31 protein-coding genes and 1 pseudogene are annotated in these 26858 nt (G+C 51.8%); 20 read left to right on the plus strand and 12 right to left on the minus strand.

All coding sequences use genetic code 11. The features are described 5' to 3' along the window. The first annotated feature begins 5 nt into the window (after nucleotides 1-5). The gene (locus ACJJI4_RS00500; RefSeq protein WP_444928201.1) at nucleotides 6-947 is read left to right on the plus strand and encodes a MerR family transcriptional regulator; all 942 of its coding nucleotides are present in this window, start codon (nucleotides 6-8) and stop codon (nucleotides 945-947) included. Further along, nucleotides 944-2419, plus strand: coding sequence for a cryptochrome/photolyase family protein (locus tag ACJJI4_RS00505; protein WP_444926685.1), 1476 nt, complete (start codon nucleotides 944-946; stop codon nucleotides 2417-2419). Before ACJJI4_RS00500 ends, ACJJI4_RS00505 begins: the two co-directional genes overlap by 4 nt. Nucleotides 2420-2440: 21 nt before the next feature. On the opposite strand, the gene ACJJI4_RS00510 is transcribed toward ACJJI4_RS00505, so the two are convergent. Then, nucleotides 2441-2641 carry a CPXCG motif-containing cysteine-rich protein gene (locus tag ACJJI4_RS00510; RefSeq protein WP_444926686.1) on the minus strand — a complete coding sequence of 67 codons (201 nt, stop codon included), beginning with the start codon at nucleotides 2639-2641 and terminating at the stop codon, nucleotides 2441-2443. 139 nt (nucleotides 2642-2780) lie between these two features. Between ACJJI4_RS00510 and ACJJI4_RS00515 the strand changes: the two genes are divergently transcribed. Together ACJJI4_RS00515 and ACJJI4_RS00520 are read left to right on the plus strand one after the other, a co-directional pair. Further along, on the plus strand, nucleotides 2781-3254 hold the full coding sequence (locus ACJJI4_RS00515) for a hypothetical protein (protein WP_444926687.1): 474 nt from the start codon (nucleotides 2781-2783) through the stop codon (nucleotides 3252-3254). Between the two features lie 191 nt (nucleotides 3255-3445). Continuing rightward, complete coding sequence (locus ACJJI4_RS00520) at nucleotides 3446-3886, plus strand: YqaA family protein (protein WP_444926688.1); 441 nt, start codon at nucleotides 3446-3448, stop codon at nucleotides 3884-3886. 128 nt (nucleotides 3887-4014) lie between these two features. On the opposite strand, the gene ACJJI4_RS00525 is transcribed toward ACJJI4_RS00520, so the two are convergent. The 4 genes and pseudogenes from ACJJI4_RS00525 to ACJJI4_RS00540 form a co-directional block, all read right to left on the minus strand. Further along, complete coding sequence (locus tag ACJJI4_RS00525; RefSeq protein ID WP_444926689.1) at nucleotides 4015-4647, minus strand: 2OG-Fe dioxygenase family protein; 633 nt, start codon at nucleotides 4645-4647, stop codon at nucleotides 4015-4017. A gap of 189 nt (nucleotides 4648-4836) precedes the next feature. Then, nucleotides 4837-5202: pseudogene (locus ACJJI4_RS00530) on the minus strand (S41 family peptidase); the annotation flags it as partial. Between the two features lie 33 nt (nucleotides 5203-5235). Beyond that, complete coding sequence (locus tag ACJJI4_RS00535) at nucleotides 5236-5409, minus strand: S41 family peptidase (RefSeq protein WP_444926690.1); 174 nt, start codon at nucleotides 5407-5409, stop codon at nucleotides 5236-5238. 48 nt (nucleotides 5410-5457) lie between these two features. Then, nucleotides 5458-5766, minus strand: a complete 309-nt coding sequence (locus ACJJI4_RS00540; RefSeq protein ID WP_444926691.1) for a hypothetical protein — start codon at nucleotides 5764-5766, stop codon at nucleotides 5458-5460. A 670-nt stretch (nucleotides 5767-6436) separates the two neighbouring features. On the opposite strand from ACJJI4_RS00540, the gene ACJJI4_RS00545 reads away from it, so the two are divergent. After that, nucleotides 6437-7636, plus strand: a complete 1200-nt coding sequence (locus ACJJI4_RS00545) for a pyridoxal phosphate-dependent aminotransferase (protein WP_413664405.1) — start codon at nucleotides 6437-6439, stop codon at nucleotides 7634-7636. Nucleotides 7637-7775: 139 nt separating this feature from the next. Beyond that, nucleotides 7776-8252, plus strand: coding sequence for an Lrp/AsnC family transcriptional regulator (locus ACJJI4_RS00550; RefSeq protein ID WP_108731811.1), 477 nt, complete (start codon nucleotides 7776-7778; stop codon nucleotides 8250-8252). 53 nt (nucleotides 8253-8305) lie between these two features. On the opposite strand, the gene ACJJI4_RS00555 is transcribed toward ACJJI4_RS00550, so the two are convergent. Then, on the minus strand, nucleotides 8306-9355 hold the full coding sequence (locus tag ACJJI4_RS00555) for a HupE/UreJ family protein (protein ID WP_444928202.1): 1050 nt from the start codon (nucleotides 9353-9355) through the stop codon (nucleotides 8306-8308). Continuing rightward, nucleotides 9355-10212: a peptidylprolyl isomerase gene (locus ACJJI4_RS00560; protein WP_444926692.1), complete on the minus strand. Its 858-nt coding sequence runs from the start codon at nucleotides 10210-10212 to the stop codon at nucleotides 9355-9357. Before ACJJI4_RS00560 ends, ACJJI4_RS00555 begins: the two co-directional genes overlap by 1 nt. 230 nt (nucleotides 10213-10442) lie before the next feature. On the opposite strand from ACJJI4_RS00560, the gene ACJJI4_RS00565 reads away from it, so the two are divergent. Next, the gene (locus ACJJI4_RS00565; RefSeq protein ID WP_282934243.1) at nucleotides 10443-10847 is read left to right on the plus strand and encodes a DUF4345 family protein; all 405 of its coding nucleotides are present in this window, start codon (nucleotides 10443-10445) and stop codon (nucleotides 10845-10847) included. A 68-nt stretch (nucleotides 10848-10915) separates the two neighbouring features. Here the strand turns inward: ACJJI4_RS00565 and ACJJI4_RS00570 are convergent, their stop codons facing one another. The 5 genes from ACJJI4_RS00570 to ACJJI4_RS00590 form a co-directional block, all read right to left on the minus strand. Further along, complete coding sequence (locus ACJJI4_RS00570; protein ID WP_444926693.1) at nucleotides 10916-11746, minus strand: sterol desaturase family protein; 831 nt, start codon at nucleotides 11744-11746, stop codon at nucleotides 10916-10918. 178 nt (nucleotides 11747-11924) lie between these two features. Further along, nucleotides 11925-12992, minus strand: a complete 1068-nt coding sequence (locus tag ACJJI4_RS00575; RefSeq protein WP_413664408.1) for a helix-turn-helix transcriptional regulator — start codon at nucleotides 12990-12992, stop codon at nucleotides 11925-11927. Between the two features lie 3 nt (nucleotides 12993-12995). Beyond that, entirely contained in the window at nucleotides 12996-13562 is a 567-nt protein-coding gene (locus ACJJI4_RS00580; protein WP_444906397.1) for a lytic transglycosylase domain-containing protein, read from the minus strand. A 121-nt stretch (nucleotides 13563-13683) separates the two neighbouring features. Continuing rightward, nucleotides 13684-15411: a proline--tRNA ligase gene (locus ACJJI4_RS00585; RefSeq protein WP_444926694.1), complete on the minus strand. Its 1728-nt coding sequence runs from the start codon at nucleotides 15409-15411 to the stop codon at nucleotides 13684-13686. Nucleotides 15412-15625: 214 nt separating this feature from the next. After that, nucleotides 15626-16024, minus strand: coding sequence for an HU family DNA-binding protein (locus ACJJI4_RS00590; RefSeq protein WP_282934239.1), 399 nt, complete (start codon nucleotides 16022-16024; stop codon nucleotides 15626-15628). A 287-nt stretch (nucleotides 16025-16311) separates the two neighbouring features. On the opposite strand from ACJJI4_RS00590, the gene ACJJI4_RS00595 reads away from it, so the two are divergent. The 13 genes from ACJJI4_RS00595 (at nucleotide 16312) to ybgF (ending at nucleotide 26782) form a co-directional block, all read left to right on the plus strand. After that, complete coding sequence (locus ACJJI4_RS00595) at nucleotides 16312-16584, plus strand: FmdB family zinc ribbon protein (RefSeq protein WP_444912137.1); 273 nt, start codon at nucleotides 16312-16314, stop codon at nucleotides 16582-16584. Between the two features lie 77 nt (nucleotides 16585-16661). Continuing rightward, nucleotides 16662-18440 carry an aspartate--tRNA ligase gene (gene aspS / locus ACJJI4_RS00600; RefSeq protein ID WP_282934237.1) on the plus strand — a complete coding sequence of 593 codons (1779 nt, stop codon included), beginning with the start codon at nucleotides 16662-16664 and terminating at the stop codon, nucleotides 18438-18440. A gap of 105 nt (nucleotides 18441-18545) precedes the next feature. Then, complete coding sequence (locus tag ACJJI4_RS00605) at nucleotides 18546-19289, plus strand: YebC/PmpR family DNA-binding transcriptional regulator (protein WP_282934236.1); 744 nt, start codon at nucleotides 18546-18548, stop codon at nucleotides 19287-19289. Between the two features lie 150 nt (nucleotides 19290-19439). Continuing rightward, complete coding sequence (gene ruvC / locus ACJJI4_RS00610; protein ID WP_444914738.1) at nucleotides 19440-19967, plus strand: crossover junction endodeoxyribonuclease RuvC; 528 nt, start codon at nucleotides 19440-19442, stop codon at nucleotides 19965-19967. A gap of 57 nt (nucleotides 19968-20024) precedes the next feature. Beyond that, a complete protein-coding gene (gene ruvA / locus ACJJI4_RS00615; protein ID WP_444926695.1) occupies nucleotides 20025-20636 on the plus strand; it encodes a Holliday junction branch migration protein RuvA in 612 nt (203 codons plus the stop codon). Nucleotides 20637-20659: 23 nt separating this feature from the next. After that, nucleotides 20660-21679 carry a Holliday junction branch migration DNA helicase RuvB gene (gene ruvB, locus ACJJI4_RS00620; RefSeq protein WP_413664411.1) on the plus strand — a complete coding sequence of 340 codons (1020 nt, stop codon included), beginning with the start codon at nucleotides 20660-20662 and terminating at the stop codon, nucleotides 21677-21679. Nucleotides 21680-21691: 12 nt separating this feature from the next. Continuing rightward, nucleotides 21692-22096, plus strand: a complete 405-nt coding sequence (gene ybgC / locus ACJJI4_RS00625) for a tol-pal system-associated acyl-CoA thioesterase (RefSeq protein WP_282934233.1) — start codon at nucleotides 21692-21694, stop codon at nucleotides 22094-22096. Nucleotides 22097-22100: 4 nt separating this feature from the next. After that, the gene (gene tolQ, locus ACJJI4_RS00630; protein ID WP_108731827.1) at nucleotides 22101-22790 is read left to right on the plus strand and encodes a protein TolQ; all 690 of its coding nucleotides are present in this window, start codon (nucleotides 22101-22103) and stop codon (nucleotides 22788-22790) included. A 20-nt stretch (nucleotides 22791-22810) separates the two neighbouring features. After that, on the plus strand, nucleotides 22811-23242 hold the full coding sequence (tolR, locus tag ACJJI4_RS00635; protein WP_444926696.1) for a protein TolR: 432 nt from the start codon (nucleotides 22811-22813) through the stop codon (nucleotides 23240-23242). A gap of 7 nt (nucleotides 23243-23249) precedes the next feature. Then, complete coding sequence (gene tolA / locus ACJJI4_RS00640; protein ID WP_444926697.1) at nucleotides 23250-24044, plus strand: cell envelope integrity protein TolA; 795 nt, start codon at nucleotides 23250-23252, stop codon at nucleotides 24042-24044. Next, nucleotides 24041-25336 (plus strand): Tol-Pal system beta propeller repeat protein TolB, encoded by a 1296-nt coding sequence (tolB, locus tag ACJJI4_RS00645; protein ID WP_444906392.1) that lies wholly within the window; start codon nucleotides 24041-24043, stop codon nucleotides 25334-25336. The genes tolA and tolB overlap by 4 nt, the downstream gene beginning before the upstream one ends. A 99-nt stretch (nucleotides 25337-25435) precedes the next feature. Further along, complete coding sequence (locus tag ACJJI4_RS00650; protein ID WP_444895168.1) at nucleotides 25436-25924, plus strand: OmpA family protein; 489 nt, start codon at nucleotides 25436-25438, stop codon at nucleotides 25922-25924. 18 nt (nucleotides 25925-25942) lie between these two features. Then, nucleotides 25943-26782, plus strand: coding sequence for a tol-pal system protein YbgF (gene ybgF / locus ACJJI4_RS00655; RefSeq protein WP_413664416.1), 840 nt, complete (start codon nucleotides 25943-25945; stop codon nucleotides 26780-26782). Nucleotides 26783-26858: the final 76 nt, after the last annotated feature.

Consider the following 26858-nt stretch of genomic DNA (forward strand, 5'->3'; position numbering starts at 1 on the left):
GCGTCATGTCCGACCCTGAAGTTGTTGAAAAAAACTATTTTCCGATTCGTGAGATAGCTCGGAGGACTGGGGTGCACCCCGTGACCTTACGGGCCTGGGAGCGCCGCTATGGTTTACTAAAACCCATGCGCACCAGCAAAGGGCATCGACTTTATAGTGAAGAGGAAGTCGAGCAGATTGAAAAGGTCCTGCAATGCCTCGCCAGGGGCGTTTCCATTGGTCAAGTGCGAGACCTGTTGGCGCGAGAGCAGGACAATTTAGGGGTGCCAGCGACTGCAGGCGATGGAAAAAACAATTGGCAGGCGATGCTGGATGAAACCTCCAGTCTTCTCAGAAACTTTGCAGAACCCCAGCTGCGTCGCCGTCTCGATCAGTGGTTTTCTTCATTCCCTGCAGCTTTGCTGTTGGAGCACTGGTTGAAACCTTTGCATGTGCGGCTTGAGCGATTTCGCCTACCTGAAGCCCATGGAGCGCAGACATTTTTCTGGCCTCTGTTAAATGAACAACTACTTCTGGCTAATGGTATTGCCAGGAAAAACCTGGACAAAGACAAGTCCCAGGCGAAGCCCCGTGTTCTTTTACTGGAAATTGGCGTTCAGGGCCAACAGGCATTTATACAGATGTTTATTGCGGTACTCCTTGCCGCAGGAATAGAGGTCGTTACCCTGGCTTATCCTGCGGGATTATTGGAGCTGGGAAGTACAGTCAAAAAACTGGGTGCTCAGGGAGTGCTTTGCTATAGCCACAAGGCTCTGCCCAAAAATATTCTTGAGCGTGAGCTACCAAGTGCTGTTCAGGGGATGACTGATCCTCTGTGGCTTGCGGGTGATTTTATTGAGGTGCAGCGTTTGGCTTTGACTGAACTGAACCGACTCCCTTTAACAAAAGTACTTGCCGGAAATACGGAGAGTGCAGTTACACAATTGCGGGAGTCTTTAAAGCTATGAGTCGCCCAGTGACTTTGCGGCGTGGCCTGGTATGGCTACGCAGTGACTTACGCCTCAATGATAATTCAGCACTTTACCAAGCCAGTGTGCAATGTCAGGAGGTGGCTGCTGTATTTATTGCCTGTCCGGATACCTGGCAGAGCCAGGATGAAGGCAATCCATTGGTGACTTTTCGTATCGCCTGTTTGCGTGAATTACAAGATGGATTAGAGGAGCGCAATATACCGCTGTACTTCATTGAAGTTCCTACTTTTGCTCAGGTTTCAGGGGTTCTTCAGCAAATAGTTGAGCGCCTGAATATCAATGCTCTCTATGCGAATGCTGAATATCCACTCAATGAGCTACGTCGTGATAATGCAGTAAAAGATTTACTGACAAAAGAGGGGGTTCAGGTTCAGTTCTACAGTGATCGCACCCTGCTTCCACCGGGAGCAGTAAGAACCGGCGGAGGGGAACCCTACAAGGTGTTTACCCCCTTCAAGCGTGCACTGATTCAATTGTGTGCCGATAGTGAAGTAAAAACCTTGCCTAAGCCTCGGAAAATTTCTACCCGGGAAAATGGAGCACATTGGCCAAAGTGGCTTTCTTTATCTGAAGGGCAGAAATTAAGCCAAAAGATTCCAGCGCAACTGTCGACATACTCGATAGATAAGATCGACGATGCAGGCCTGATTAAAGGTTGGCAAGCAGGAGAAAAGGCGGCACTGAAACGGCTCAAGAAGTTCAGTGGAAAAATATCTGTGTATCAGGCAGAGAGAGACTTTCCTGCACTCGATAGTACCTCCTACTTATCCCCCTACCTAAATAGTGGTGCTGTTTCGATTCGCCAATGTATAGCTATGGCGTTGGATATGAACGAGGGACGTTGGCTGGGTGGAGATGATGGGGCGGCCTGTTGGATTAGCGAATTAATCTGGCGGGAGTTTTATACCCATTTGTTGGTGGACTTTCCCCGTCTGAGTAAAGGGAGGCCATTCAAGCAGGAAACTGACCAAATCCCCTGGTCCTACAATAAGGATCAGTTTGAGCGTTGGACTTTGGGGGAGACTGGAGTTCCGATAGTTGATGCAGCGATGCGACAGTTAAATGAGACTGCCTGGATGCATAATCGATTGCGTATGATAGTAGCTTCATTTCTCAGTAAAAATATGCTGATAGATTGGCGCTGGGGTGAGCGCTACTTTATGCAGCGCTTAATTGATGCAGACTTTGCTTCCAACAATGGGGGCTGGCAGTGGACTGCCTCCACGGGTACTGATGCTGCACCCTATTTCCGTGTATTTAATCCTTATAGTCAGTCGCAACGTTTTGATCCCAATGGAGATTTTATCCGCAAGTTTATACCTGAGCTAAAGGAGCTGAGCGACAAAGCCATACACGATCCACCGCCGACTCAAGGCTATCCTCAAGTGATTTGCGATGTGGGGGCTGGAAGGAAGCGAGCGATTGAAGTTTTTGCCAATTTGAAGTGAATTTGAGTGCGACAATGCGATTTAGAATGCTTCATCCTCAGTATGAGCCACGATAGATAGCTCGCCATTTAAATCGAGTTCCACAGAGAAAACGATAGGCCTACAGCAAACTTGGCAGTCCTCAGTGTACTGTTGAGGCAAAACTGATGAATCAACCAGTATTTTTATGATTTCACCACAATAAGGGCAGCAAATACTTCTCTCCACTATTACCTCTGGCACAGGATAACTCCGTCTGTTGATTGTCAGATTTCCTTCTTTAGTCCATGCGAATTAATAGCATAACTATACTTCAACCTTTAGTCAGTCCCCTCTAATTGCAGAGTTACTCAGAAACTCCTCAAAATAGGAAGCGGTAACCATGAAAACTGCTAAGACGCTGTTGGTTGTCGCATTTATTGTCTTTTCATCTGAAATGTATGCAAGCTCGCGCAGTGAAGTATCTGATCTTATAAAAAGTTTTTACCGCACACTTAATAGTTCATCTCCGCCAAGTAGTTTAAAGAAGTACTTTGCTCAATCCCCTTTATTTTTTATCGGTGAGCAGCCGGGGTTGTCCAATCATCCAGATTTAATTCCCGTAATTATCAGTCAGCTGCGTAAAACTATGGACCTTGAGAAATATCCATTTTCCGGATTATATATAGAGAAGATTTATATTTCAGAGGATGGCTCAGCAACATCGCTTGTTGTTTTTCAGCGATCCAAATCAAAAGAAAGGAATAGGAAAGCTACCTGCAATATCTTGTCGATAGCAAAACTGGAAAGTGGCTGGAGGATTATGGGGTGGATACTGATTTCTACTTCGGATGAGCGGGTCTGTACTTGGGCCTAAGTAAGTCTGGGTAAGGTTATGAATTCTAAAGTGTGTTAACAAGGGTGAATATAAAAAGTAGAGGCTTGTGGCTAGTATCGCTATCACTGACGAGGCGGGTTGTTGGGATGTCCCCCTTTTTCGATTATAGTGGCGCAATTATAAGTATAGATAGAAGGAATGCCGAGTTTAGCTAGGTATGAGTCGTCATTATGGGGTACTTTCTTGAGTTTGGATTTTTGGGCCTTTTCGTATCAGCATTCCTGGCAGCGACCATTCTGCCGCTAAGCTCAGAAATTGTAATGACTGGTCTATTGCTCCAGGGGCTCTCCCCTTGGGCCCTGATAATAGTCGCCACTACAGGGAATGTAGCGGGCTCTCTTCTCAATTATGCATTAGGCTACTGGGCCAGTTTGGGCGTGATCAAGAAATGGTTGAGAATGTCTGAAGAGGAATTTGTAAAGGCTGAACAGAGGTTTAAAAAATATGGGGTATTCTCCCTGTTTTTTTCCTGGGTGCCTATTATTGGTGATCCCCTTACTGTAATGGCTGGTATTCTAAGAATTCGCTTGGTTTGGTTTTTGTTGTTGGTTGCCATGGGTAAATGTCTACGCTATCTGGTGGTTTACTATATGGTCTTGCAAGCATCTTGATGCGGATATTAAGTTAATAAGAGATCTTGGTTTGGTATTTTTGAGAGGATTTGAAGTTTGATTTAGGCGGTCATCTTTTTAAACTTGAAAAAATTCTTTGGGATCTGGTTTGGGTAAGCTTCATGTTTTCATGTGGTGTTTCTATCGTTATGTAATGTAATTACCACAACATCCCTTAAAGCCTCCCCGGGAAAAAGAGGAGTGATGGGGCTTACGTAGTGTTTGAGCGACCTGTCGTTCAAAACCAAAGCTTTTCCAGGGGTTAGTGTGCCATGAAATATAATTTCATTTTCATCCAAGTTGCTGATGAATGATTCGCCTCCATTGACATTATTTCTATTAATACAATTAATCGCTACATAGTCAAACCCATCTTGGTGAAAACCCTCAGGGGTGGGGTAAGCGTTGAATTCATCTGTAGCACGAACTCTTATCTGGTGGCACCCGACCTGATATTTTTTTGCCGGTATATATTGTTGGGAAATTAAGTGTCTTACAATATTTTGTGAGAATATTCGAGCGATTGCTCCTAATGAGGGGTAGTGACGCTCTATATCCCCAAGGTACGTGTTAATTGTTTTACTCTGTATGAAGATGGTATTGTTGCTCCACTCAATTGAATTGCCACTATAGAGTCCTGAACTATATGTTCGGTAGCGATATGGGTTTTGGGATTTTAGATATTCATCTGGAGGGAGGTGGGCAAAGCTGTCCGCAAGTTCTTCAGGAATGTACTTTAGGATTTGAGTAAATTGAAACATCCAATTCGCCCTGCTACACGAATAAGATAAGGGAATGATTTTAGGTTAATGTGAGTGAAAGATTTTTACAATTATTAAGGGCTGTTTTTTATTTATGGGATGTTGAATTGATCTGGGAGGGGTGGCTAATAACTAGGACCCCTTCCTGAAGTAGTAGTCTGAAAAGTTATTGAAAGGGGTTAAGGTATTTTAAAGGCTGTCGAAATCCTGCAGTTTCTGTTGAATTTCTTTTAAATGTTCCGGGTGTGCAGTAGAGATTTTGGCCTCTTGTAAAGCGAGTCTATAGGCTGTTGAAAGTGCTTTCTCCCGAGATGTCTCGATATCTGGTTTTACACCAGTCCCCTCCCAGTTAGTTTTGGTAATCGGATTGACTGCCTTGGCGATAGGGATTGCTATTGTAAAGCCATTCTCAAGGGGGAAGTACTGCCAGGGATTTGCCCCATCTTTGGTTGCCTCTCCAATAATGGTTGCACGGTCCAGGTGCTTTAAATAGTACGCAAAGGCCACTGCTGCTGAAAAGGTATCGCTACTGGTTAAGATATATACCGGGGTGTTTGCTACCTTTTTACCCTGAACCTTTTCCTGACTTCAAATCTCTGTAACATTGCCCGCTGGCTTCCAGTGGATGCTATTGAGGTGGGTGGGTTTATCAAAAAGATAACTGCTGATAAGGCCGCCCATAAAGCCATTACCACCACCATTCTTTCTCAGGTCAAAAATAATAGCGCTAGTATCTTGGATTAATGCAATAGCTGCAGCCACTCGACCTTGGGACTCCTCGTTAACATGGTCAAACCCCCAGAAAGCAATTTAGCCGATGTTACCCTCTAAAACTTCGACTCGGGTAAATCCAGAATTTTTTCTACTGAGCTTACTAAACCAATCCTCGTGTTTCGGCTGCTGTTGGGGAGATTCTGGATCATCCCAGCTTACGTCAAAGTGTTTATCATGCTTTGTTAAGGCGGATTTAATAATTCCAGCCACTGACTCTGTATCAGTGGCTTGTCTGAATGCCTCTGATTCTGCAACTTTATCTAATGAAGAGTGAATAGCTCCTAGGTTTTCTTGCAAGACATAGTTGGAGGCAATCTTTTTTTCGATAGATTTAATAAGCTTCAACTTCCTTTACTGAGAAATTTCAGCGCCGATTGCCGTAAGTGAACAGGAAAGTAAAAGTAAGGTTAGTAATTGTTTCATCTTATCCATGATTTAAATTTACTTATTGGTTTTTAGGTGTTAACGATAACACGCAATCAAGCCGTAATTGATAGTCTCGGAAGACCAAAGCTGGTTAACATTAAGTATATCCAGAGGCGCTAAGGGGCCAGTTTCGCACCTATACCGGGATTGGAGCTTGCCCTCCATCTTTGAAGATTAAAGTTAATCTAAATACAGCGAAAACTTGAGGGAGATTGCTGCGAGCCAGGTGAAAGGAGCATGGGGCGCGGACGGGATGTCAAAAGAGAACATCGTAATGAAGCTTTGTCCATAGCCCTGGGTTTTTCCTGGCTCCGGTTAATAGTGTTCAATTTCAGTGGGATGGGGTGATACTTTGCTTAAGTTTTACTCATTACTCGCTCTCTCTTGGGCGCCAGGGTCGTCCTGAATAACTGAGACTAAAAATCTATTTTTAGTCGCGATCCTCCTGAACACACTGGCCCCCGCATTATCTGCGGGAATACCTGAGAAAAGCTCCCTCTAATGCGAAATTGACGGTCATATAGCGGCACCGATTACCCAGATGGTTGTTACCTTAGCCCCTATAAATGGCTGCTAAATAGTGAAAAACGTGACAAATTTTACCCCCAGGTTCAGCTTGCAAAGTGAGGCTTTGAATGGTGAGGACGCCAATGTTTGGGCTGTGAGCGACCGGGCTCACGATCTCGCCAATAAAGGGGAGGATGTCATCTTTCTCTGTGTAGGTGATCCCAACTTTGACACCCCCGAGCCGATCCTCGACTTTGCCCGTGCTCGCCTGGGAGTGGGGCGCACCCACTATTCCCCTGCGGCCGGGGAGCCAATGTTGCGCAGGGCTATCGCGGACATCGAGAGCAAGGTCTCTCCCCACCCCTGTAATCCAGATGATGTTGTTGTTTTCCCCGGTGGAACCAACGCTATCTACGCAGTACTTGCCTGCCTGCTAAACCCCGGTGAGGAGATAGTAATTCCCGAGCCGATGTATATCGGCTATGTCCCCATTTGTGATGCCTTGCGCCTCTCCGTAAAGCGGGTGACTTGCCCGGCGGAGACTAATTTCGCTTTTGATGTCGACGCTATCAAGGCCTCCATCAGCGAGCAGACCAAGGTCGTTATGATCAATACGCCGGTAAACCCGACTGGCGCGATGGCTACCCCTGAACAATTGCGCGAGTTGGCGGCATACTGCCGCGAGCGCAATATTTGGCTGGTGTGTGATGAAGTTTATTCAATGATCACCTTTGCCCGTCGCCACACCTCTCTGCGTACGGCTGCGGAGTCGCTGGATAATATTGTTGTGGTTGATGGCTTGTCCAAATCCCACGCCATGAGTGGCTGGCGCCTGGGGTGGGCAGTGGCTCGTGGTCCCCTGGTAGATCGTTTGATTGCTTTTGCAGGGGCGACAATTTTTGGATGCCCTCAGTTCATCCAGGAGGCTGCAGCCTTTGCCCTGGAGTTTGATAGCTACTTCGTGAAGCAGATGCGGGATGCCTATCAGCAGCGTCGAGACCTGATTGTTGAGAGGATTGGCCAGATACCTGGCTTGAGTTGCTACAGCCCTGAGGCTGGGATGTTTGTTATGGTGGATGTCTCCAAGGTATCCAGCTCCGGGCAAACCTTCGCTGAAGCCCTTTTGGATGCTGAGCGGGTCTCGGTACTGCCTGGCGCGCCCTTTGGTAGCAGTTCAGTGAATCATGTTCGCCTCACCCTGGCGGCTGATGAGGCCGAGTTGTCGCGGGCCTTGGATCGCATTGAACAGTTCGTCACCAGTGGTAACCGTCAGGCCGGTTAGGCCTTTGCCGGGAGGCTGGTTGTCGCCAAATTCGCTTTTGAAGTGATGACAAGTTTCCCATGCCGGTGGCTGTAATGTTTATGCCACCGGCGAATACCGCTATCCTTGCCCCCTTTCAGATTCAAAAGAAAATAGCTCCGTGAAAATTGACCGGCATAATTTGCGTATTTTGCAGGCCCTGCAATCAAACGCACGTACAAGTAACCTGAATTTGAGTGAAAAAATTGGATTATCGGAAAGTGCCTGCCTGGCCCGGGTTAAACGCCTGACCAGTGAGCGCTATATCCGCGAGTTCTTTGCCGAGATAAACCTGGATAAAGTTCGGCATGCAGAGTTTTATGTAAACGTTGCGCTTAAGCGGCAGGATGCCCGTACTAGTGAGAACTTTCGCCGCATTATTAGCGATATTCCACAGATTGTTTCCTGTGTGAAGATGTCTGGTGAGTTCGACTATATGCTGCATTTCGTCTGCCCGGACGCAGCAGATTTTAATCGAGTCTCAGAGCAGTTGTTGGCCAATGAGGAGGCGGCGATTTCCCGTATGACTTCTCATTTGGTGATTGAGAAAACCAAGCCTTTTACCGGCTACCCACTGGAACTCTTGTTTCAGGACTGAGCCTTAAATTAACCGGTGCCCGTGATTTACAGGGCACCGGTTAATGTTCTCTGTTATGGGAAAACAATAAGCAGGCTGCGCTCAATCACCCAGTAGCAGGCAATGCCCCCCAGCGTATACGCGACCACTGTAGCGACTGGTACTCCGATACCTCCACCTTCCCCGAAAGAGTATTGTTCGCGGTTCCGAATGGCATACCCTGGCCAGTGTTTAAGGAGCTTTTGATACAAGTGGATAACTGCAAGAGCTGCGGTGATAAATACTAATTGCCCCACTTCCACACCGAGATTAAAAGTCAGTAATGCCTGGGGAATAGCCCCCTGGGGAAGCCCAATTTCCCCCAGTACACCGGCAAAACCTAAACCGTGTAAAAGTCCAAAAGCAAAGGCAATTGCCCATGGGTAGCGACTGGTCAAACTGAAAACACCATGCCTCTGGCGTACAGCCTCCCTGGCTGCCAGTAAAATACTGAGGGCGATAATCGCCTCCACTGGCGCTGATGGCAGGTGGATATAGCCCAGTACGGCAGCTGCCAAGGTAATACTGTGGGCGATAGTGAAAGCAGTGATAGTGCCGATCAGGTGGCGAAGGCTTTGTTTGAGTAAGATCAGGGCCAAAACGAACAGCAAGTGATCGACACCGAGAAGAATATGTTCAACGCCCAGTGCAAAGTAAGTTTGAGCGATTTGGAGCTCGCTGGCGGGTTGGTTAAGGGTCCATTCTGGCTGGTCTGGTGTCAGTCGGATAACTTGCTCACGCCCATCTAGCCAGGAGACTCGCACTAGCGCATCGGTCATAGTGCTCTGTAGACCATCGATATAAATCGACAGCTGTTGTAGCTCCCTGGGGTGATGGATGGTCCAGTGCTCTGTGTAGTAGCCCTTACTTATTTGCGCTCTGGGTTGGCTTAGGGGAGAGGCAGCTTGGTTCAAATGGACATTCAGAGCGAGGCGAAGATTGCCTTGTGCGGGCAATCGCCAAAGTACTTTAAATAATTGTGCATCAACTTGAGTGATGCCCAGGTAAGCCGGGCGCAGTTCGTGGGCAGATAGTATTGGAGTAGAGCTGAGGAGCAGAATGAACAGGAGTGGCCGTATGTGCATCACTTGACGGCAACCTCGGCTGAGAAGTTATCCGGCTTGTGGACAGTGACCTCGTAGTTTTTACGGTACTGGAGATACTGCTCCTGCAGAATCTTCTTTTGCGCCTGGAATTGCCAATCATTTAGTACGCGGCTGCGTATTTCAGCCAATGCCGGTAGCTGGGTGGACTTGATTTCCTCAAGGAGGACCAGGTGATCGCCGAAGGTCGAGCGGACTGGACCACTCCATTTGCCAATAGGCAACTTGGATAATTGAGCGGAAAATCCCAGCCCAAATTGCCTGTCTATTCGTGGCTCTGAAGTGTCGATAAAAGCAGCTGGCAGTAGGGTTGAGTCTCCAATCATTGGCGAAGCCTGATCGCTGTTTAGCTGCATGAGTAAGTCGTTAAAATCACGTGAATTTGATGAGGCCAGATCCACTGAGAAAAATCGTTGTTGGAAAGATAGGGTGGGGGGATTCTGGTATTTATCAGCCTGACCTTGAAGGAATTTCTCCAATACTCGATCGCCAGGCTCTTGAGTGTCAGCGAAATTACGCGCCGTAAGTTCCATTTTCATTCGTAGGCGGCGGCGGATTACCGTATCGTTCTCGGCTAATCCCAGGGCAAGCGCTTCCCTGTAAAGTATTTCCTCTCTTAGGTAATTCTCAATAAGTTGCTCCAGCTCGCTATCGGTGGGGTACCTGTGCCACTTGCGCTCAAACACCGAACGTAGATGTTCGACGCGCCCCTCGCTGATAACAATCTCTTGTGCAGGCGGTTCCAGGATTTCTCCCAATCCCAATAGGATTAGGGCGATCGCAATAAAATACAGCAGGGGCTCTTTCGCCAATGACTTGAGGAAGGTGGTGGTATTCAAAAGCGCGGCCCTTATTTTGGAGTGGGTCGGAGTTGCGCTGTGGATTCTAATTATGGAAAGACATTCTCAGTTTGCCAGTAAGAAAATATTGATAAATCCATCGCTTTGTACCAAATTGGTGAATTGTTCCGGCGTATGGCGGGGTGTGGCTCATATATACTGTGACAGTACTCCAAAGCGGTGTTCCCCTTGTATAGGGGTGAGTAACAGAAATTAGAGGGGAGAATCGATTGAAATATTTGGGAAGAGTCTATTTGACACTCAATCTATTGGTTTTTGCTTCTATTGGCCTCTGGGCCCTGTTTAAACCGCAGAGCCTTGCGAATGAAGTGGATTTTTCATTTGATACCCCCGAAGCCATGCCCGAGTTTATGGCCACTTATGGCGGGTTTATGTTGGCTATCGCGGTGATTCTACTGGTGGCTTTGGCTATGCGCCCGCACCGCAGGGTTGCTTACGCTGCGATGTCTATCGCCTATATCGGCTTCGCTCTTGGGCGCCTCTACGGAATGTTATTTATCAGTGGTTTTGACCAGCGCAATTTAGTGCTTTTTGCTATCGAAGTCGTCTTTGTGATCTGGGGACTTTACTGTTACCGAGAATCCCGCTGGTTGCCTTTGCAGCATGGCCATTAACACGGTTGTTACGGCTAGTAGAAAGGAGCCGGGGGAACCCCGGCACCCATTTAAGTAATTTGAGTGGGTTAAGCGTGAGCTTTTACGCCTTCCGCTGCGCTGTTGTCTATTTCCACCTCTTTTTCTCCCCCGTGTAATTGCCCATCCACCGCTTGCCGGAAGACCTGCTTGTAGTCCTTAAATTCTGTGCCCATCCAGCGATCCCACCAAGTGAAGTAAAAGCCGTAGTTGCCCTGGAAGCGCTGGTGGTGCAAGTCGTGGTGAGTCGTGGTGGTGAGCCTGTCCATAGGGCCGTCGACCCAGCTGCGGGGGTGGAACTCGCGGCCAGTGTGCAGCATGGCGTTGCGGAAGATACTGATAAATAAAAAGGTGAACCAAATAGTTGGATTAAGCGGCAGTATCAGGGCAATCAGGGGAGAGAAAGCGCCCATCAGGACCGCTTCACCTACGGAAAAACTGTATGCCGTCCAGGGCGTGGGTGTTCTGGACTGATGGTGTAGGCGGTGGAAGTGTTTAAACACCTTGGGATGGTGCATACCTCGGTGGGTCCAGTAAAAATAAGCGTCGTGGATCAAAATCACTACTGGCAGGCTGGCAATACTCCACCAGAGTGGATAATCGCTCCACTGCCAGTAAAATTTGGTCAGTCCCAGATCGTGCATCATGGTGGTAATAACCCCTACCAGGGTAAAGATACACACCGTTAATAGTGAATAACTCACCTCCCGCCGAATGTCTTTCCACTCGGCACGACGCTTTTGGATACGGCGCCGGTTCATCCAGGAGCGAAATAGCCAGCCGGCCAAAATACTCATTACTGAAGCGGCCAGCACATAGCGAAATAAACTCAACTGGAAATGTTTGGCTCCGTCCTGGGATATGTCGACTAAAAAATCCATATTCTCACCATCATTATTCTTCTATTGAAGGGAGACCCACCGGTGTTAAAACAAGTCTCGGTGAGCCGGGCACGCAGCGGGAAAATCGCTTTCACCGCGCTCCCAGTCTGGGAGCCTTTTACTTTGCGAGCTTGCGGAATATGAAAAAATGCTGACGGATTCTTTCAGGAGAGGAGATTCAGGCGGGCAGCTTTTCCCGGCGGTACTCAGTGGGGGTTTGGCTGTGACGGCGCTTGAAAGCAGCGTTAAATGGGCTCAAGGAGCGATAGCCGATGTCCAGAGCAATGGTGAGTACTGGCAAATGGGCCTGTTCCGGATCTGCCAACCGGTTGCTGGCTTCATCAATACGAAACTGATTTAGGTATTCGTTAAAATTGCGATAACCCAGGTGGCGATTAATCAGCACACGCAGCACATGTTCGCGAATATCCAACTGCTCCGCGAGCTCCCTGATGGTGAGTCCGGTGTGGCGATAACCACCGTTGTGCATATGTTCCTGTAATTTTTGCAGCTGGGTTTGCTGTTGTTCATCCAGTTCAGGTGGCGGAGCTAAAGGCTGTTCTTCCTCCTCTGGCTCGCTCCTCTTCGGGCGCGGCAGGGATTCTCCCAGAGCGCTGGGGGAAAGGGCCAGCAACCATAGGCAGGCAACCAGTGACAACAGGCTGGCAAATAGTGCGTGCAGTGTCGGTACACCGTTGGGAAGCGGGCGGTAAGCAAAGATAGATTCTGCGCCAATTACCACCAGCATATAGGCGCCGACGGCGATAAGTAGGGTTGTGCGCAGGCGTCGGCGCTCTGCGACCAAGTCCAGGTGAAACTGTCGTTGTAGTGTCAGTAGGCCGAGGCTGATTAAACCGAGTTTGAGTAGCTGCGAAAGGGTAAATAGTGGGGATTGCTGATCTGACGTCAATGGCAATGGTGCGTGGTAGGCGACTATGCCGATGACCAGGGTAATACCAATCGGAATCCAGCCCCACAGGGGAAAAGGCTCTTCCTCGCGGCATAACAGGTGAGTAAACAGCCAAAAAATTGCGGGAATCAGAGTAATTGGCAGGTTAAGCAAGAGCGCAGTAGGTCCACTCAATTGTGGCAGGATGGGCCAGAGTAAATAGCAGATCACGGCTATCAGCAGGGCCAGTAAGCAGCGCCCGGCAACAAGCCGGTAGTGATGTATAGCAACCTTGGTTGCCGCCAATAAAAGAAGAGCGCATGCACCGCCGGAGAAAAATAAGTAGCCGGCGGTCATCGTTTATCTCCAGCGCTCGGCCCAGGCATCCAGGACCTTGCTGCTATAAGTATGGCGGCCGTAGCTACCATTGTAATAGGCGAGGGCGTTGGCTAGATTGCCTTTGGCTTTCTTGATGTAGTGTTTAAGAATGGTACATCCATACCTTAGGTTGGTGTCCATATCGATCAGGTTATCGTCGGGTCGACCGATTTCATTTTTCCAGAATGGCATTACCTGCATCATACCCAGAGCGCCAACGCGGGATATCGCATAGGGGTCAAAAGCACTCTCAATCTGGATAACCGCCAATACAATTTCCGGGCGCAGCCCGGCCCGAGTTGCCTCCCGGTGGACGGCTTTCAGTACGTGCATCCGCCGCTTGGGATCTTTGATATAGCGGGACAGAGGCTGGGATTTAGACATTAGCCACACTTCCGCATCGAAGCGGTCCACAAAGCTGTCGGCCTGGGTAACTGCGTCCTGCAGGGCGAGGCGCAACTCCGGGTCGATCTCGGCTCTACTGCTTTGAGCCTGGGTGGCACAGCAGGTAAGGCAGAGCAACAAGAGGGCGGTGGCTTTTTTTATCATGGGGTGATTCTACGAAAAGCCCGGCAAAATGGGCAGCGTGATTTTGTGACGCCGCCGATAAAAAGCACTTTTGCTGTAAGAGTTCCCGGCCTGCTTAGGGGCAGACCGGGCGGCTCGACAATTATTGATTAAATTTTTCCAATAACACTTCTTCGAGCTGGGATACGGCAAACTCCTGGCTTTCCGCATCTCCGCGACCTTTATATTCCACCACACCTTTTTCCAGGCCGCGATCGCCGATAACAATGCGGTGGGGAATACCGATCAGCTCCACATCGGCGAGCATAGCACCCAGTCGCGCTTTGGCTTCGTCCATCAGCAATACATCAACACCCTTGCTGCGCAGGGACTCATACAGGTGCTCGCACTTTTCCCTTACCACATCGCTCTTGTGCATATTGATTGGCACAATCGCCAGCTGGAAAGGTGCAATCGCAGTGGGCCAGATAATCCCTGAGTCGTCGTGGTTCTGCTCGATCGCCGCAGCAACGATACGGGAAACGCCGATGCCATAGCAGCCCATGGACATAACCTGCTCTTTACCGTTTTCATCCAGTACTGTGGCATTCATAGCGCGGCTGTACTTGTCGCCTAACTGGAAAATGTGGCCGACCTCGATACCCCGTTTGATTTCCAGGGTGCCCTGGCCATCGGGGCTGGCGTCGCCTGCCACTACATTGCGCAGGTCTTCGACGCGGCCCAACTCCACATCGCGACCCCAGTTCACACCGGTTAAGTGGTAGTCATCGCGATTGGCGCCGCAGATAAAGTCTGCCAGGTGCGCTGCAGAGCGATCCACAACAGTCTCGATCTTTATGCCCACCGGGCCCAGGGAGCCAATGTTGCAGCTGAGTTCTTTGGCGATACGCTCTTCCGAGGCGAACTGAATGGGGCTGGCGATTCCAGCCAGCTTCTCTGCTTTTAATTCGTTCAGCTCGTGATCGCCACGCAGTACCAGGGCAATTAATGGAGCGGTTTCACCCTCTTCGCACTCGCCCAGAACAATCAGGGTTTTTACTGAGTGGGCGGGATCACTTTTCAAAAACTCGCTGACATCGGCGATGGTTTTTTGGTTCGGCGTATGAACTTCCTGCATTTCCTGCGACGGAGCAGGGCGCTCGCCAGCTGGGGCAACCGCTTCTGCCAATTCGACGTTGGCGGCGTAGCGGGATTCTGTGGAGAAGGCGATATCGTCTTCGCCGCTCTGCGCCAGCACGTGGAATTCGTGAGAGCTGGAGCCACCGATTGAACCGGTGTCTGCCAGTACCGGACGGTAGTCCAGGCCAATGCGCTCAAAAATCTGGCAGTAGGCGCCGTGCATAATATCGTAGGTTTCCTGCAGGGAATCCTCGTTCACGTGGAAGGAGTAAGCATCCTTCATGGTGAATTCGCGCGCGCGCATTACGCCAAAGCGCGGACGGATTTCATCGCGGAATTTAGTCTGCACCTGGTAGAAATTGGCGGGCAACTGCTTATAGCTATTGATTTCACCGCGGATCAGGTCGGTGATGACTTCCTCGTGGGTCGGGCCCAGGCAGAAGTCATTGTTGTGGCGATCCTTGATGCGCAGGAGTTCGGGGCCGTACTGCTGCCAGCGGCCGGACTCTTCCCAAAGCTCTGCCGGCTGCACGACCGGCATCAGTACTTCCAGGGAGCCAGCGCGGTCCATCTCTTCGCGAACAATGCGCTCGACTTTGCGCAACACCCGCAACCCGGTGGGCAGCCAGGTGTAGAGACCTGAAGACAGACGGCGGATCATGCCGGCACGCAGCATCAGCTGATGGCTGATCACCACTGCGTCGTTGGGAGTTTCTTTTTGGGTTGCGATGAGATAACGAGATGCGCGCATAGGAATTATATGGATTCTATTACGGGTAAGCTGGCTATTTTACGCTATTCGCTGGGCAATAAATATTGCCTGGGGGCAGTATTGCCTCAATGCGGATTGCCTTTTGCTATACCGGGGTATCTATTTAGCAGGTGCCTGGGCACTGGCTTGGAATGGGAGTGAATAAAAAACCCCGCATATGCGGGGTTTTTAAGCTGAGGCTTTATAGAGTGTATTAGTTCTCTGCCATTTCCTTCAGCTTCTTCAGTGGGCGAACTTTAACCTGGATGCTGGCAGGCTTCGCCTTGAAGGTAGTCTCTTCACCGGTGAATGGGTTGATACCCTTGCGAGCTTTCTTAGCCGGCTTTTTCACGGTGGTGATTTTCATCAGGCCCGGCAGGGTGAATTCGCCAACTGCGCGCTTCTTGATGTGGCCTTCGATGATATCGTTCAGCTCGTCCAGAACAGATTGAACCTGCTTGCGGGACAGCTCAGTGCTTTCTGCAATCTGATTAAGTACTTGAGTCTTAGTGTACTTTTCCTTGATTGCTTTTACTTTCTTGGCCGGTGCAGCTTTGGCCGCAGCTTTCTTTGCCGGGGCCTTTTTAGTAGCAGCTTTCTTGGAGACAGCCATGGCTTACTTCCTTCTTTGTTGTTCGGTATATATCCGGTAAAAGTGTGTTTTTTCTCCCGCTGCGCTGCATCCGTTACGGGTGTCTCAGCGGGTGATGGGGGAAGTATATATAGTTTTTGTTCGGCCGCACGAAGAAATACTAGAAAAATAGTGCTTTTTTTACATTTTTTAGCCTCACGTCGCCTTTATGGGACGCTTTACCCAGGGAAAAGACCCGTGCAGCTTCTTACCTCTGTAGGCCTCATGTATACTCTCTCCCCCTTTTTTTAAGCACCAGGTACTGTGTAATGCCGATATATGAATACCAGTGCAATGCCTGCGGCCATGAAATGGAAGCTTTGCAGCGGATGAGCGATGACCCGCTCAAAGACTGCCCAGCTTGCGAGAAGGCCGAGCTGCGCAAGAAAATCTCAGCGGCTGGATTTCGCCTGAAGGGCGCCGGTTGGTATGAGACTGATTTTAAAACTGGTAGCAAGAAAAACCTCGCTGGCGGTGACTCTGCCAACAATGGTAAGGCCAAAAGCGACAAGCCTGGCACAGCGGCGGCAAAGACGGCCTAGGCGAGCTGTGCGGGGCTGTCCGTGCGGTGTACCCTCTAACTAATCTTTTCACCTATCGATAACGGGAATTTTCATCCATGCGCAGCGATTACTGTGGCGTCCTTCGTTCTGCGGACATTGACCGCGTAGTAACCCTCTGTGGCTGGGTCGACCGCCGCCGCGATCACGGCGGAGTGATTTTTATCGACCTGCGCGACCGCGAGGGAATTGTACAGGTGGTGTTCGACCCCGATGCGGCCGAACACTTCGAGATGGCCGATCGCGTGCGCAGCGAATATGTGCTTAAAGTGACAGGTCGTGTGCGCGCCCGTGCCCCAGAGGCCGTGAATCCCAATATGGTGACCGGCGAAGTTGAGGTTTACGGCACAGAGCTGGAGATCCTCAATACTGCTGAGACAGTGCCTTTCCAGCTGGATGAGCACACCGAGGTGGGTGAAGATATCCGCTTGAAATACCGCTATCTGGATCTGCGCCGCAACGAAATGCAGAACAACCTGTATTTCCGTTCCAAGCTGACTACCGCAATCCGCAATTACCTGGATGAGCACGGCTTCCTCGATATCGAGACCCCAATCCTGACCCGCGCCACCCCAGAAGGTGCCCGGGATTATCTGGTGCCGAGCCGCACTCACGAGGGCAAGTTCTTCGCCCTGCCACAGTCACCACAGCTGTTTAAGCAGTTGCTGATGGTTTCCGGTTTCGATCGCTACTACCAAATCGCTAAGTGTTTCCGCGATGAGGATTTGCGCGCTGATCGCCAGCCTGAATTTACCCAGATCGATATTGAGACCTCCTTCCTCGACGAAGAGGAAATCATGTCGATCACCGAGAACATGGTTCGCAAGCTGTTTAAAGAGCTTAAGGGTGTTGATCTGGGTGAATTCCCGCGTATGACCCACTACCAAGCGATGCTGCGCTACGGTTCCGACAAGCCGGACCTGCGTATTCCGCTGGAGATGGTGGAGATCAAGGACCTGATGACCGAGGTGGACTTCAAGGTATTCTCCGGGCCGGCCAATGATCCGAAGGGACGTGTTGCCGCGATTAAAGTACCTGGCGGTTGTAAGAAACTGACCCGCAAGCAGCTGGACGATTACGGCAAATTTGTTGGTATTTATGGCGCCAAGGGCCTGGCGTACATCAAGGTTAACGATCGCTCTGACCTGGAAAATGGTCTGCAGTCGCCAATCGTTAAATTCCTGCCGCTTGAAACCCGTGCAGCCATTCTTGATCGCCTGCAAGCAGAAGATGGTGACGTCCTTTTCTTCGGCTCGGACAAGGCCAAGATTGTCTCCGAAGCCCTGGGTGCATTGCGCTGCAAGCTGGGTGAAGACCTGGATTTGTACACCAGCGAGTGGGCGCCTTTGTGGGTTGTCGCCTTCCCAATGTTTGAAGAAAATGACGACGGCAGCCTGACTGCGTTGCACCACCCCTTCACTGCGCCTTCCTGTACCCCGGAAGAGTTGGAAAAGAATCCGCTCGAAGCACTTTCCCGCGCTTACGATATGGTGCTCAATGGCACCGAGCTGGGCGGTGGTTCTGTTCGTATCCACGACCAATTGATGCAGGAAGCGGTATTCCGCATCCTGGGTATCGATGCTGAAGAGCAGCGCGAGAAGTTCGGCTTCCTGCTGGATGCACTCAAATACGGTGCGCCGCCCCACGGTGGCCTGGCCTTTGGCCTGGATCGTCTGGTGATGTTGATGACCGGCAGTGACTCAATTCGCGATGTTATCGCTTTCCCGAAAACCCAGAGCGCCGCCTGTGTGATGACAGATGCCCCGGGTGCTGTAGATGCGAAACAACTGCGTGAGCTGAGTATTCGCTTGCGACAAAAAGAAGAGAAAATCAGCTGATTTTTCCCCGATGGGCCGAGCGAAGCGGGCCTATCCAATCGTAGTGATGGGCGATTCGCTTCGCTCTTTGGCCCATCCTACGCACTGACTGAAGAGAGACGGAAAATGGCCGGACATAGTAAATGGGCCAATATTAAGCACCGCAAAGCAGCTCAGGATGCCAAGCGGGGCAAGGTCTTTACCAAGATCATTCGCGAGTTGACGGTAGCCGCCAAATCGGGGCCAAACCCGGACGATAACCCGGCGCTGCGCGCCACTATCGATAAGGCTTTGGGCGCCAATATGAAGCGCGACACCATCGACAAAGCTATCGCCCGTGGCGCCGGCAATGCGGATGGTGAAAACTACGAAGCCGTAGTTTACGAGGGCTACGGCGTTGGTGGTGTAGCGGTCCTGGTGGAGTGCCTGACTGACAACCGCAACCGCACTGTGGCTGAAGTGCGCCACGCCTTCACCAAGCGCGGTGGCAACCTGGGTACCGACGGTTCCGTTAGCTATCTGTTTACCCGCAAAGGTCAGATGTTCTACGAGACCGGAGTGGATGAAGATGCGTTGATGGACGCAGCTCTCGAAGCCGGGGCTGAGGATATCGAATCCAACGATGACGGAAGTGTTGAAGTTACCACTGAATTCCAGGACTACCTGACGGTTAAGGACGCCCTGGTTGCAGCTGGTTTTACCCCGGACAGTGCCGAAATTGCCATGATTCCGTCCACCACGATTCCACTGGATAAAGACGGTGCTGAAAAAGTACTCGCTCTGATCGAGATGCTGGAAGACTTGGATGATGTGCAAAACGTTTACACCAATGCGGATATTCCGGCAGAGGTGATGGAGGAGCTGGGCTAAAGCCGGTTCCGTAACTGGAGGCGGCTACTGTCCCGCCTCTGGTTTTTTATCTTTTCAAGCCCTTCTTACTCCCCCTCCCTTGACGCTTCCTGTTCACCTTGGGACACTCCCACCACTATATAAACATACAGATATTTGGGGAGCTGCCTTTTGACCCGAATCCTGGGTATTGACCCCGGCTCGCGAAAAACGGGCTATGGAATTATCGATGTGGAGCGGGGCAAGGCTCGCTATGTGGCCAGCGGGGTGATTCGTATTCCCGAAGGTCCCCTGCCTGAGCGTCTCAAACTGATTTTTGATGCAGTGAGCCAGATTGCCCAGCAATACCAGCCTGCTCAGATGGCAATTGAAAATGTTTTTATGTCCAAGAGCGCCGGCTCCGCCCTGAAATTAGGACAGGCCCGGGGGGCAGCTATTGTAGCTGGGACAAATAGCGGTCTGGCAGTAGCCGAATATGAAGCTCGCAAAGTGAAGCAGGCAGTGGTCGGCAACGGAGGAGCGGATAAATTGCAGGTCCAGCACATGGTGAAAACCCTGCTGTCCCTACCTGCGTCGCCCCAGGAGGATGCCGCCGATGCGCTGGCCGTGGCTTTGTGTCATATGCATACCGAGCAAACCCTGGTATTTACCGCTGGCGGTGCGCGCAGTCGTTTTCGTCGCGGCCGCCTGAGCGTGTGATCGGCTGGTAGAATTGGCCCCGTAATGGGCGCAGACAATATAAACCTGGAATAACACATGATTGGAAGATTGAGCGGTACCCTGGCCGCAGTGCAGCCACCTCTGCTGTTGGTGGATGTACAGGGGGTGGGCTATGAAGTGCTCGCACCCATGACCACGATTTTTGAACTGCCCGCACTGGGGCAGCCGGTACAGCTGCACACTCATTTAGCGGTATCCGAAACGGCCCAGCAGTTATATGGCTTTATTCGCGATGGGGACCGCAAATTGTTTCGCACCCTGATCAAGGTGAGTGGAGTGGGCCCCAAGATGGCCCTGGCTATTTTATCCGGGCTGGACGGCGCTGCCTTGGCCCGCTGTGTGTCGGAGGATAATGTAGCGGCGCTGGTCAAAGTCCCTGGCGTCGGTAAAAAGACTGCCGAGCGCCTGATTGTGGAGCTGCGGGATAAATTGACCCCGGATTTTGGCGACGCCAACGATATCCCCCTGATGGCCGCTGCTGCCGAGCCCAAGGTGGATCACACCGGTGAAGCGGAGAGCGCCCTGGAGGCTCTGGGTTACAAGCCCACTGAAGCCAGCAAAATGGTGGCCCGCGCCAGCAAGGAGCAGCCGGATGCCGATAGTGCGACTTTGATTCGCCTGGCCCTTAAGGGAATGGCCCCCGCTTAAGCTGAGGCCCTGGAGTTGTTGCAATGATCGAAGCCGACCGTTTGGTGGCACCGGAGCCCGTGGGCCCCTCGGGCCAGGAAGAGCAGTACGACCGCGCCGTGCGCCCCAAAACCCTGGATGATTATGTGGGTCAGCCAGTGGTGCGGGAGCAAATGGAGATCTTTATTCAGGCTGCCAAGCTGCGCAAAGAGGCCCTGGATCACACCCTGGTATTCGGACCGCCGGGGCTGGGTAAAACTACGCTGGCAAATATCATCGCTGCCGAAATGGGAGTGGCCATTAAGACCACCTCGGGCCCGGTATTGGAGAAGGCTGGCGATCTGGCTGCGTTGATGACCAACCTGGAGCCGGGGGATGTGCTGTTTATCGATGAGATCCACCGCCTCAGCCCCCATGTGGAAGAGGTACTGTATCCGGCGATGGAAGATTACCAGCTGGATATTATGATCGGTGAAGGGCCTGCGGCGCGTTCCATCAAGCTCGACCTGCCACCCTTCACATTGGTGGGCGCCACCACGAGGGCGGGCCTGCTTACCTCGCCACTGCGGGACCGCTTCGGCATTGTCCAGCGGCTTGAGTTCTATAACGTTGAGGATCTCACCAGTATTGTCCGTCGCTCCGCTGGCCTGATGGGAGTGGAGATGGATGAAGGTGGTGCTCTCGAAGTTGCCCGTCGAGCTCGGGGTACCCCCCGAATAGCCAACCGCCTGCTGCGCCGCGTGCGTGATTACGCTGAAGTTAAAGGTGATGGTGCCGTGGATTCCGGAATTGCCGATGCCGCCCTCAACATGCTCAATGTGGATTCCCGTGGTTTCGATCAGCTGGATCGCCGTATGCTATTGGCCATGATCGAGAAGTTCGATGGTGGACCGGTGGGGGTGGACAGTCTCGCTGCAGCAGTCAGTGAAGAGCGGGATACCCTGGAAGATGTATTAGAGCCCTACTTGATTCAGCAGGGTTATATCGCCCGCACACCGCGAGGGCGAGTGGCAACCGGCCTGGCCTACGAGCACTTCGGCTTGCCGAAGCCAGATAATAAGTAGAGAGAGGATGGGGTGAAGGAAGTTTTCAGTATTCCGCTGCGGGTTTATATCGAGGATACCGACGCAGGTGGTATCGTTTATTACGTCAATTATTTGAAGTATATGGAGCGCGCGCGCACAGAACTGCTGCGCTCCCTCGGGTATGATAAGCCGGCGATGCCAGAACAGGGTCTGTTACTGGTGGTGCACTCCGCCGAGATCCAGTATCGAAAGTCCGCACTTCTTGATGATGCATTGCGCGCTACGGCCTCGATTGGCAAACTGGGGCGGGCCGCAGTGACTTTTGAGCAAAAAATCTGGCGCGGCGATGAGCTAATTTGCGAAGGTGTGGTCAAAGTTGCTTGTGTCGCTGACGACAGCCGCAGGCCCTGTGCCCTGCCGGAACCTATTTATTCAGCATTAAAGGCAGTTATTTAAGAAGATGAACGCCGGTGAACAACTTTCTCTTTGGGGGCTAATCCAGAACGCCAGCCTGTTGGTACAGTTAGTTATGCTGCTGCTGTTACTGGCCTCTGTGGTGTCCTGGGTGATGATTATCCAGCGCGGGCTTTACCTGTCCCAGGCCAAGCGCTCCCTGAACAATTTCGAACGCCGCTTTTGGTCCGGTGCCGACCTGAACAAACTCTTCCGCGAAGGTAACGAGCGAGCGGAAAAAGGCCGAACCGATGGTGTTGAGTCCCTTTTCCGCGCCGGTTTTACCGAGTTTACCCGCCTGCGCCAACAGGGCAGCAGCGGCCCTGAAGCGGTGATGGAAGGCACTGAGCGGGCCATGCGTGTGGCTATGTCCCGGGAGCAGGAAAAGGTGGAAATGAACCTGCCGTTCCTGGCAACCGTAGGCTCTGTCAGTCCCTATATCGGCCTGTTTGGCACCGTGTGGGGGATTATGAATTCCTTCCGTGGTCTCGCCACTATGCACCAGGCCACTATTGCCACGGTCGCACCCGGTATCAGTGAAGCGTTGGTGGCTACGGCTATGGGCCTGTTTGCAGCAATTCCTGCGGTGATGGCTTTTAACCGCTATTCCGCCAAGGCGGAGTCGCTGTTGTCCAGCTACGAAACTTTCGCCGAGGAGTTTTCCTCTATCCTGCACCGCAAAGTGCATTCCGGCTGAGTAGTGAATAGGCGAACCCTATGAGTGTGTTTCGCAAGGGAACCAAAAAGAAGCTGGTCTCCGAGATCAATGTGGTGCCCTACATTGACGTAATGCTGGTGCTGCTAATTGTCTTTATGGTCACGGCACCATTGTTGATGCAGGGGGTCAAAGTCGACCTTCCAAACGCGCCCTCGGCGCCGATGGAGGAAACCGATGAGGAGCCGCTGATTATTTCCGTGCGCTCCGATGGCACCTATTACCTAAATCTGGGGACTGACGAGAAGAGTGCCAAGCCGCTCGAAGAGATTAAACAAACGGTCGCTAAGGTGTTGCGCCAAAAGCCGGGAACTCCGGTTTTGGTGTGGGGTGACGCCGAGGCCCGCTATGGCCTGATCGTCAATGCCATGACCGAACTGCAGCAGGCGGGAGCGCCTAGCGTCGGCCTGGTGACAGAGCCACCTCAGGGGTAGGGTGCCGGTGAATAAAGGCTTTTATGCATTGGCGATCATCATCAGCCTCGTGTTACACGGGGCGTTGATAGCTGCCATGACCTACGGCTGGGAAGCCAGCAGTATGCCCGAGCGCAAACCGATGCCAAAGTTTGTGCAGGCTAAGCTGGTGACGATTGAAGCGGCAACACCGAAGAAGAAACTGCCGAAAAAGGTCGATAAAATAAAACAACGTGCCGATCGCGCTGCGGAGCAAAAACGCAAGGCTGAGGTCGAACGTAAGCGCCGCGCAGCCCTGGAGCAGAAGAAAAAGCTCGAGGCGGAAAAGAAACGCAAAGCGAAAGTCGAAGCTGATCGCAAGGCGCAGGCAGAGAAGGCCCGTCGCGAGAAAGAGCAGCAAGAGAAGGCGCGCAAAGAAAAAGAGCTGAAGGAGAAGCTGGCCCAAGAGCGCCAGAGTTCCTTTGATGAGGCTCTTCAGGATGAAGAGGAGCTACTGGATGCGAATGAGGCCGAGGTGGCAGTAATGTCAGTGGGGCAGGCAATTCAGCAGCAAATTGAGGCGGTATGGAGTCGCCCACCCAGTGCCCGAAACGGTATGCTTACCAAGGTGAGAATAAACTTTGTCCCCACTGGCCGGGTGGTGGCAACTAATATCGTCGAGGGCAGTGGTAACGCTGCCCTCGATCGCTCGGTACTGACCGCCATTAAGAAGGTGGAGGTATTTCCCGAAGTGGCCGAGCTGGCCCAAAAGGAACCGGTGATATTCGAGCGGGAAGTCCGCACAACCATTTTGAACTTTAAAGTCGAAGATCTGCGCCAATGATCAAGAGTTTACTCAAGACAGTCGTCATTATTGCAATCGCCTCGGTGAGCCTGGGTGTCCGTGCCCAGCTGGTGGTGGATATCACCAGTGGTATCGATGACCCCACACCGATTGCCGTGTCCCCATTCAGCTGGTCTGGTGGCGGGGTACTGGCAGAAGATGTATCCGGGATTATTTCCTCAGACCTTCGCCGCAGTGGCCTTTTCTCCCCGGTGCCCAAGGAGGACATGTTGTCCTTCCCAAAGGCCCCGGAAGACGTGGTATTTCGCGACTGGCGTATCCTGGGCACTGAGTACATAGTGACCGGCCGCATTGAGCCGCAGGCCACCGGTTACCTGCTCACTTTTGATCTGGTCAATGTTTTCGGCCAGCACAAGATGTTCACCAAGCAAGTGCGCGGCGGCCAGACCCAGCTGCGGGATATCGCCCACCGCGCCGCCGATGAGATCTTTGAAGCTATCACCGGTATTCGCGGTGCCTTCTCCACCGAAATGGTGTACGTGCAGGAAGAGACCCGTGGCGGCAAGCCCAGCTATCTGCTGATGCGTGCGGATATCGATGGTGCTCGCGCCAAGCAGATCCGTCGTTTCAGCGCGCCGGTGATGTCTCCCATGTGGTCCCCCAATGGCCAGGAGCTCGCCTACGTCTCCTTTGAAACCGGGCGCCCGGCAATTTTCCGCGAGAACCTGCGCACGGGTGCGCGCAAGCAATTAACTAACTTCAAGGGCATCAACAGTTCGCCGACCTGGTCCCCGGATGGAACCAAACTGGCGATGGTGCTCTCCAAGGACGGCAACCCGGAGATCTACGTGCTGGATCTGGTCAGTAATAAACTGACAAGAATGACAAGGCACTTCTCCATTGATACCGAGCCGAACTGGATGCCAGATGGTAAATCACTGGTTTTCACCTCCGATAGGGGAGGGAAGCCACAAATTTACCAATTGACTCTTGCCACTGGTCAAGTCGACCGCTTAACCTTCGATGGCGATTACAATGCGCGGCCCCGTGTTTCTCCCGATGGAAAGACACTGGTGATGGTGCATCGTAATAGGGGCGTATTTACCATCGCTACGATGGATATCAACTCGGGCAGAGTGCGTGTCCTTACGGAGACTACGCTGGACGAATCCCCTAGTATCGCGCCGAATGGGGCCATGTTGATGTACGCTACCAAACGTGGGGATAAAGGTATTCTGGCAGCGGTGTCGCTGGATGCTGGGGTGAAGTACAACCTGCCCTCTCAGAGGGGTGATGTCCGTGAACCGGCCTGGTCGCCGTACTTTGAATAAGGCGGGGATGCCCGACGCGCTTAAGCGAAGGGTGTGAATTAGAGCAATTAGAAATCTTTCAGGATTTTCGATAACACTATATATAAAGCGGAGTAGCTTATGTTGAAATCAGTAAAAACAGGCCTCGGGTTAGCCTGTGTATTGGCAGTAATGGCTGGTTGTAGTAACACTAATACTAGTGACAGCACTGGGGAAACTGTAGATCAGGCAGATCAAACTGTGGTTGAAACCACTGATTTTGAGACTACCCCAACCGAGACAGTGGCACCTCTTGAAAACGTAGTTTACTTCGATTTCGACCAGTCTCTGCTGAAGCCCGAAACCCGTGAACTGCTGATCCGTCACGCTGACCGTATGCGCGCTGCCGCCGGTTCTGTTCGTTTGGAAGGCCACGCTGACGAACTGGGTACTCGCGAGTACAACCTGGCTCTGGGTGAGCGTCGTGCCAATGCCGTTCGCGACTTTTTGGTACTGCAAGGCGTAGACGCAGCTAACCTGGAAGTAATCAGCTACGGTGAAGAGCGTCCAGCTCAAATGGGTTCTAACGAATCTGCCCGTGCGATGAACCGTCGCGTTGTTATTAACTAATCGTAAAAATGGATGCCAATGGCTTTAACGATTAGAAAACTAGCGATCGCCGCAGCAGTAATGACTGCGGCATCGCCAGTATTTTCCCAGGCCCCGATTGTAGACCTGTCTTCTAAAAGCCAGGACCAGTCGACCATTACTTATACCGATGAAGTGGAAAGCAGTGCTCCGACACAGCTCGCCCGTGCCGGTATGTCACCACCCCGAGCCCAGGGCAACCCCCAGGCCGAAGCCTACTATCAGATGCAGGTTTTGCAGCAGGAAGTGCGGGAGTTGCGTGGCACAGTTGAAGAGTTGCGCCATGAGATCAAGCGTCTCAAACAGCAGCGCACCGAAGATTATATGGATCTGGACCGGCGTATTGCTCGCCTGAGTGGTACAGAGCCAGCGGCTCAGCCGCCGTCTACCGCTGAAGGCGGTGCTTCGTCCATGCAAGGGCAGGGGGGCTCAGCAATGCCGCCTAAACCCCAGGGCCCGAAAGATGGCAAGAGCGAGCGCGACCGCTACCAGGCCAGCTTTGGCTTGGCCCGCAATGGCGATTACGGCGGCGCCAGTGAAGAGTTCAAAAGCCTGTTGCAGGACTTCCCCAATGGTCAGTACGCCCCGAATGCGAATTACTGGCTGGGTGAGATTGCACTGGTTCAAGGCAACCTGGAAGAGGCTCGGGAGTGGTTCGTAGCCCTCCTCGACGGTTACCCGAATTCCAGTAAAGTCTGGGATGGCCGCTACAAGCTGGGTACTGTTTATCACCAGCTGGGCGACCAACAAAAAGCCCGCAACCTGCTGGAGCAGGTGGCAGCCAGTGACGCCAGAGCGTCGAACCTGGCGAAGAAGTATCTGCAGGAGAACTTCCAGTAGCCTTCAGCCGCTACTGACTGCCATCGCTGGTTTTTTGAGCAGAAAAAGCCTATGATCCCGCGCCCGGGTGGCATGT

Source organism: Microbulbifer maximicatervae (SeqCode) (assembly GCF_052467305.1).

Coding starts and splice junctions, on each gene's coding strand:
- ACJJI4_RS00500 (WP_444928201.1), top strand. CDS start 6: ATGTCCGACCCTGAAGTTGTTGAAAAAAACTATTTTCCGATTCGTGAG.
- ACJJI4_RS00505 (WP_444926685.1), top strand. CDS start 944: ATGAGTCGCCCAGTGACTTTGCGGCGTGGCCTGGTATGGCTACGCAGT.
- ACJJI4_RS00515 (WP_444926687.1), top strand. CDS start 2,781: ATGAAAACTGCTAAGACGCTGTTGGTTGTCGCATTTATTGTCTTTTCA.
- ACJJI4_RS00520 (WP_444926688.1), top strand. CDS start 3,446: ATGGGGTACTTTCTTGAGTTTGGATTTTTGGGCCTTTTCGTATCAGCA.
- ACJJI4_RS00525 (WP_444926689.1), bottom strand. CDS start 4,647: ATGTTTCAATTTACTCAAATCCTAAAGTACATTCCTGAAGAACTTGCG.
- ACJJI4_RS00555 (WP_444928202.1), bottom strand. CDS start 9,355: ATGCACATACGGCCACTCCTGTTCATTCTGCTCCTCAGCTCTACTCCA.
- ACJJI4_RS00570 (WP_444926693.1), bottom strand. CDS start 11,746: ATGGATTTTTTAGTCGACATATCCCAGGACGGAGCCAAACATTTCCAG.
- ACJJI4_RS00575 (WP_413664408.1), bottom strand. CDS start 12,992: ATGACCGCCGGCTACTTATTTTTCTCCGGCGGTGCATGCGCTCTTCTT.
- ACJJI4_RS00580 (WP_444906397.1), bottom strand. CDS start 13,562: ATGATAAAAAAAGCCACCGCCCTCTTGTTGCTCTGCCTTACCTGCTGT.
- ACJJI4_RS00585 (WP_444926694.1), bottom strand. CDS start 15,411: ATGCGCGCATCTCGTTATCTCATCGCAACCCAAAAAGAAACTCCCAAC.
- ACJJI4_RS00590 (WP_282934239.1), bottom strand. CDS start 16,024: ATGGCTGTCTCCAAGAAAGCTGCTACTAAAAAGGCCCCGGCAAAGAAA.
- ACJJI4_RS00595 (WP_444912137.1), top strand. CDS start 16,312: ATGCCGATATATGAATACCAGTGCAATGCCTGCGGCCATGAAATGGAA.
- aspS (WP_282934237.1), top strand. CDS start 16,662: ATGCGCAGCGATTACTGTGGCGTCCTTCGTTCTGCGGACATTGACCGC.
- ACJJI4_RS00605 (WP_282934236.1), top strand. CDS start 18,546: ATGGCCGGACATAGTAAATGGGCCAATATTAAGCACCGCAAAGCAGCT.
- ruvA (WP_444926695.1), top strand. CDS start 20,025: ATGATTGGAAGATTGAGCGGTACCCTGGCCGCAGTGCAGCCACCTCTG.
- ruvB (WP_413664411.1), top strand. CDS start 20,660: ATGATCGAAGCCGACCGTTTGGTGGCACCGGAGCCCGTGGGCCCCTCG.
- tolQ (WP_108731827.1), top strand. CDS start 22,101: ATGAACGCCGGTGAACAACTTTCTCTTTGGGGGCTAATCCAGAACGCC.
- tolR (WP_444926696.1), top strand. CDS start 22,811: ATGAGTGTGTTTCGCAAGGGAACCAAAAAGAAGCTGGTCTCCGAGATC.
- tolB (WP_444906392.1), top strand. CDS start 24,041: ATGATCAAGAGTTTACTCAAGACAGTCGTCATTATTGCAATCGCCTCG.
- ACJJI4_RS00650 (WP_444895168.1), top strand. CDS start 25,436: ATGTTGAAATCAGTAAAAACAGGCCTCGGGTTAGCCTGTGTATTGGCA.
- ybgF (WP_413664416.1), top strand. CDS start 25,943: ATGGCTTTAACGATTAGAAAACTAGCGATCGCCGCAGCAGTAATGACT.